Here is a 5,882-nt window from a genome sequence, read left to right as displayed (position 1 = left end):
GTATGCAGGATCACCTTCCCATCCCTTGAGGGTGCTGCCATCAAATATTTTTACAAAACCGGGTTTGGCTTGATTAGCAGGGCCATTAGTTTTACAGCCTATCAGGATTAGGAAGAAGAACATGCTGGAGATTGAAAATATTCGCGATAGCATTTTATATGTTTTGATCATAATTAATATCTATAAAAGGCGGATAATTATGTGGTCAAATAAATTATTAGTTATCCCAAAAAAATACTGATCAGGAGTTATTCATATTTGTTGCTGGCCAATTCACTTCAGTATCTTTCCAGCTCCTTGATGCCGCAGAGTCAAGTACGGCCTGGCATACTTTCTGAGTTTCAAGGGCATCTTTAAAAGTGGGTGAACATGGCTCACCAGTTTCCAGGCTTTTCAGAAAATCTGCCACCTGATGGACAAAAGAATGTTCGTATCCAATAGAAGTTCCCGGGATCCACCACCTTTTCATATAGGGTTGGTCACTGTCTGTCACAAGTATGGACCGCCAGCCTCTGACGATTGAGTCATCCGAATGGTCAAAATATTCCATATGATTCATATCATGCAGATCCCATCGGATGGAAGCATGTTCTCCGTTAATTTCAAAAGTATATAAGGCTTTGTGTCCTCGTGCATAACGAGTTGATTCGAAAACACCCAGCGAACCATTATCAAAATGGCAATGAAATATACAGGCATCATCAATTCCCACTTTTTGTACCTTACCAGTTAATTGGTGCATCCGTTCTTTAATAAACGTTTCGGTAACTGCTGAAACATCTTTGATGCCGCCATTCATCCACATAGCCATATCAATACAATGCGCCAGGAGATCCCCGGTCACTCCTGAACCCGCGGAGTCTACGTCAAGACGCCACAATGCTTCACCGCCCTGCGGCAAGTCGGCATTGATAGTCCAGTCCTGCAGAAAGTTCGAACGATAATGAAAAATTCTACCCAGCTTACCGGAATCAATGATTTCTTTAGCTAAGGTTACTGCTGGAATACGACGGTAATTATACCACACGGTATTTGGCACGCCTGCCTTATCAATAGCGTCGACCATAGATTTCGCTTCCGCTAAAGTCCGGGCAAGCGGTTTTTCACACAAAATCATTTTACCTGCCGCTGCGGCTGCTATGGCAATTTCCGCATGAGTATCATTAGGTGTGCAAATATCAACTGCATCGATATCATCGCGGGAAATCACCGCTTTCCAATCGGTTTCTACCGACTCATAGCCCCACTGATCGGCAAAAGCCTGAACTTTATCTCTGCTGCGCGAACAAACAGCCTTTAATACCGGGCGATACTCCAGTTCTGGAAAAAAATCACCTATGCGTTTATAACCGTTAGAGTGCGTTCTGCCCATCAGACCACATCCTATCAATCCTATTCGTAATTCTTTTTTATTGTTCATCTTATATCTTAAAAATCTTGATTAAATCAATTAAACCGATTCATGCCAGCCGTGCATCTGCCGAACCCGGATCATTGTAGCCAGAATATCATTCCAGGTTTGGCCTTTCATCATAACTTCATTTGGGAACATACACCCGTCCCAGCAAATGTGTTTGAAAGCTTTTGTAAGGGCTCCCTGCTCATCTCGAAGCCAGTAACCTGCATCCTTTGCTATATCCAGTTTTCCATTAGGATCTGTTGCCTGACAATGTCTTCCGGTTTTATCATGTGATCCTGTACCGTGGACCGTTCCATCATTCTGTGCCACATGAAAATCAATTGTCCAGGGACGTAATGCGGCAGTCAACTTTTCCAGACCGGCGGTAAGTGCCTCACGGTCATTCCATTCAAAATCGGCAGGAAGGATCCTGCTTTCGGGAGCATTATATCCCAGCAAATACAAAAAGGTATGAGCCATATCTGCCTGGAAGCCCATATTCGGCCGGTCTACTGCTTCCAGTGTATCCAGCATTGCCTTCCAGCTGTGCATACCACCCCAGCAGATCTCTCCTTCTGCGGCTAATTTTTCTCCGTAATCAGCTGCCACATCGCAAGCTTCACGGAAGGTTTGTGCAATAAGTTTTGTATTCCCCTTTGGATCTGGACTCCAACTCCCGGGATCACATGCTGAATCGATACGAATAACGCCATTAGGCCGGACCCCAAGTTTGCGTAGAGTGCTGGAAATGTGACATGACTTCCGTACCTGATCAACAAATTTTGCCCGCTCTTCTTTGGACCCCATTGCAGATCCCCCTCCGGTAGGCGGCCAAACAGGCGCTACAACACTCCCAATTTCAAGATTGAAGGCCGAAACCTTATCTGCCAGGCGCTTGATATCATCATCCGTACTATCAATATCAAAATGCGGAGCAAACAAAAAAATGTCTACACCGTCGAATTTGACACCGTCCACCTCGGCCGCTGCGGTCATTTCAAGCATTTTGTCAAAAGAAATAGGCGGTTCTGAATCTGGTCCCTTGCCTACCATACCGGGCCAGGTTGCATTATGCAGTTTGGGATAATTATTCTCAGTCATAGATCGAAAAAATTAGTCTTTATATTAAAATTACAATAATTACAATACAAGTTCGGGATTTCCCGGCCCAAAGTGTTTGAGCATTACGATAGGGTCGGATGAGGAATGGTTAACTATTTTAACCCCAGACAAGGCTGTATTCTCGCTGACAAAAAACTCATCGTTTGTTAACTGGCCGTAACGAATCAGCGCCGGCGTTTCAATATCCCAAACACCCATTTTGCCATGCCCCTGCATCATGATCAGACCATATGCGGCGCTGTCTTTAATGGTTACAGTTGCGCCCGGGAAAATGGTGAGCTCTTTAGCACTAAACGCATCTGATTTATAGCAAACCCAATTTTCAATATAGCCCTGAGCTTTCATTTCGTCCAGAGGCCTTACCGGCAATGGTCTCATAAAACGGGTTTCAAGTATATTGGGATTAACGTTTAAATCCCAGTCAATAACCTCCATCAACTGGTCAAAATCACCTTTTCTATCTTCAGGAGTTCCATTCCATAGTAATTCTTCGGGAATGATAGCTTCATTTACCAATGACTGGTACATCGCAAAAACATCGGATGCTTTTTGTGGCTCGTAAGTACACATGCTTCCGGGTGCATGGAGCATTCCCGGCGGTACATCCCAGCCTGTACCCGGCTCCAGTCGAAAAGCCTGAGAATAATTGGTTAGCTTGTTATCGCCTTTGGTAAAGTTTACAAGACACTCCCGAATCTGTTCCCTGGTTGTACCGGGTGCGATACCAAAAAACGTATAAGGAAAGTCTCCTCCATGATTATTTAATTGAGACGGGAAATAGTAGGCCTCAGGTTTACCCTTCTGACCAATTTTAGCAGCTTGCTCATCATTGTGATGAATGTGATGAGGCAGGGGTCCCATGTTGTCGAAAAATTTAGAATACATTGGCCAGCTGCCATGTTCATCCCACAGCCGATCCCCGATGATTTCGCCTTTTAGCTCATCGATGACATCTTTTAAGAAAATTTGTTGTTCTTTTTTCCCATCAGTGAAAACTACGGCGCTTAATCCTTCATTTTTACCCGTTAGAGGTCCGTTTTGTGCCGGAGTGGTTGACGAGAGCCATCGTTCATCAATACCACCGCGTTGGCCGCCAAGTACGTAGTAATCATCAGGATGTAACTTGATCCTTCGTCCTGGTACACAAAATGAACGGGGTACCCAGGTTGGGGCTAATCTCAGGATTCCTTTTCCTTGTTCTAATGCTTTTTTTGCTAAACTCATCTGTTATGTAGACTTTGATTTAAATTTGACCGACTTTGTTATTACTAAATAACTCTATTTCTAATTCATATTTTCTAGTTTCTCCCGGAGCCAACAAGATTAACTCATTCTGTTGTCTTGCACGACTCTGCCCTATGGGTGGATTTGTCCCCGGTTCCAGTCCGACTACATATTCACCTTTTCCGAAATGCTGCCAATTGGTTAACCATGGCAGCTGCTTTTTTTTAAATTTTAAGTTGACACTCAAGCCAACTTTGGCATTATCAAGTCCACAATTGCAAAATCCAAACTCATCAGTTTCAACATCAATAAAAGCCGCTTCTTCTCCGGCACCTTGATGATCATCCAGGGGATCAGGGCAAACATGAAAATCATTCCCTTCTTTGAATATTTTATCTGGATTACCATCGCGCGGCTTCCATTTTCCATCCCACAATATTTTGGTTCCGTCATCAATTAAGGGCCAGCCAAAATTGCAATGGTATAAGAGCATGTGTGGTGCATCCGTGTTTCCTTTATTCACCACTTCATCCTGAACTCGAATTATTGATTTTCCAAGGATTGCAGAAATGGTACGTCTCAATTCCATTCTGGTGCCGAGTGCTTGCGATTCCCTCATTATTCCGGTAATACTCATTTCCATATTTCCTGATAAAGGATCCGGTTGTATAACAGAGACTATTTCAGCAGGAATATTGCTAATGTTTCCATGAACTCCACGCTCACCAAATTCATCCTTTTCAGGGCCGCCAACATGGCTAAGCCCGCAAGTAACCAGCAAACCGCCACCAAAAGTTCTAAGCCATCCGATCCCCTTGTCAGACAATTGTGGTACTGAGCTAATTCCCGAATGACTCAACCAGGCAAGGCTATGCTCATTGTAAAATGCATCGGCAATATCCATTGCCCGGTCAATTACCACTTTGAAGCGAAGCCCCGTTCCAGTATTAATCCATGCGATACGGGTTCCGCGACCTGCACCATTATCAATAACAGAGGTTTCAATCCCGCCCAATTGGGCGGGATTTGATATTTTGTTATGCCAGGCCTTAGGTGTCAAATTATGATCTCCTATTTATTGGTGATGGGTTGCTTACTTTTTGGCTTGTAGACCTGATGATCTTTATTTGATCCCGAAGTCAGGTAAGCCATCAAATCTTTTAATTCTTCTTTATTTAGTCTGTTTAACATCCCCGGATACATGGATGACACATCAGAAATTCTGGTTCTTACCACATTTTGTTTGAGTATTTCACGTAGTGTCTGCGGGGCAAAAGGATTTTGAGAAATATAATATTTTTCAGAGTCTTCATTTTTAAGCCTTCCAATCACCGAACTGCCATCTTTTAAGTAGAATGCAGTATAAGCGTATTGATCAGATATTACTTTATTGGGCTCAAGAATGGACTCCAGGATATCCCTGGCTGAAAAACGGGTTCCCAATTGGGTTAATGCCGGACCAACAGCACCGCCCTCACCCTGCATGCTATGGCAGGAAATACATTGAGTTGCGGAAAACAGCATTTTACCCTGATCAAAGTTTCTATCCGTTGAGTCTTTTTGAACAACTTCAAGTGCCTCATCTAATTTCCAGGTTTTCCCCGGACCCTTAGGGCTGCCCACGCTAGCAAGTTTCATTCCATTAGTGGTTAGCAATTCATTTCCCGAAATCTTATTATAATGATCGAACTGACCACGCGGCAAATTAGCTAAAGCCATTTTACGTGCTTTATCAATAAAACCGACAAAACTATTACCTCCCTTGTATCCAAACGCGTTGTAGTACCATTTGAAATATTTTTCTCTTCTCTCTGTTGTCCAGCCATTTTTTGCTTCACTTAAGGCTGTGACATAATAAATTTGCTGGGCAGGAGGTGTTTTAGCTAACATATTTGCAATGTCAAGTCCGTATTGAGGATTACGCAGAATTAAATCCGAAGACTGCATGAAAGATTTTTGATCATCCACATCCTGAACGGCTCCATCCAGTAAGGCCAGTGTTTTTTGGACTACCAATGCGTCATCCAGAGCAACCAAAACTTTGCTGAATGAACGATTCAGTTCATTGCTTTTGGCAGGATAAAATTGATTTAGGTAAGTGCTTAATTTTACTTTTTCAGCATCATAGGGTTTACCC

The 5,882-nt window shown here is 43.2% G+C and carries 5 protein-coding genes; all 5 read right to left on the bottom strand.

Going from position 1 to position 5,882, the window contains the following annotated elements:
• Positions 1 to 241 precede the first annotated feature (241 nt).
• A complete protein-coding gene (locus WBJ10_RS16205; RefSeq protein WP_424292166.1) occupies positions 242 to 1,420 on the bottom strand; it encodes a Gfo/Idh/MocA family protein in 1,179 nt (392 codons plus the stop codon).
• A 30-nt stretch (positions 1,421 to 1,450) separates the two neighbouring features.
• Entirely contained in the window at positions 1,451 to 2,500 is a 1,050-nt protein-coding gene (locus WBJ10_RS16200; RefSeq protein WP_424292164.1) for a sugar phosphate isomerase/epimerase family protein, read from the bottom strand.
• 39 nt (positions 2,501 to 2,539) lie between these two features.
• On the bottom strand, positions 2,540 to 3,745 hold the full coding sequence (locus WBJ10_RS16195) for a class I mannose-6-phosphate isomerase (RefSeq protein WP_424292162.1): 1,206 nt from the start codon (positions 3,743 to 3,745) through the stop codon (positions 2,540 to 2,542).
• A 19-nt stretch (positions 3,746 to 3,764) separates the two neighbouring features.
• On the bottom strand, positions 3,765 to 4,760 hold the full coding sequence (locus tag WBJ10_RS16190; protein ID WP_424292160.1) for an aldose 1-epimerase family protein: 996 nt from the start codon (positions 4,758 to 4,760) through the stop codon (positions 3,765 to 3,767).
• Between the two features lie 56 nt (positions 4,761 to 4,816).
• On the bottom strand, positions 4,817 to 5,882 hold a 1,066-nt coding region (locus WBJ10_RS16185; RefSeq protein ID WP_424292158.1), incomplete at its 5' end, for a c-type cytochrome.

The sequence above is a fragment of the Daejeonella sp. genome (assembly GCF_049655485.1).
In the GTDB taxonomy this organism is placed as follows: Bacteria; Bacteroidota; Bacteroidia; order Sphingobacteriales; family Sphingobacteriaceae; genus Daejeonella.
Note: the sequence above shows the minus strand (reverse complement) of the source record. Positions and strands in the feature narration are given on the sequence as shown.

Coding starts and splice junctions, on each gene's coding strand:
- WBJ10_RS16205 (WP_424292166.1), bottom strand. CDS start 1,420: ATGAACAATAAAAAAGAATTACGAATAGGATTGATAGGATGTGGTCTG.
- WBJ10_RS16200 (WP_424292164.1), bottom strand. CDS start 2,500: ATGACTGAGAATAATTATCCCAAACTGCATAATGCAACCTGGCCCGGT.
- WBJ10_RS16195 (WP_424292162.1), bottom strand. CDS start 3,745: ATGAGTTTAGCAAAAAAAGCATTAGAACAAGGAAAAGGAATCCTGAGA.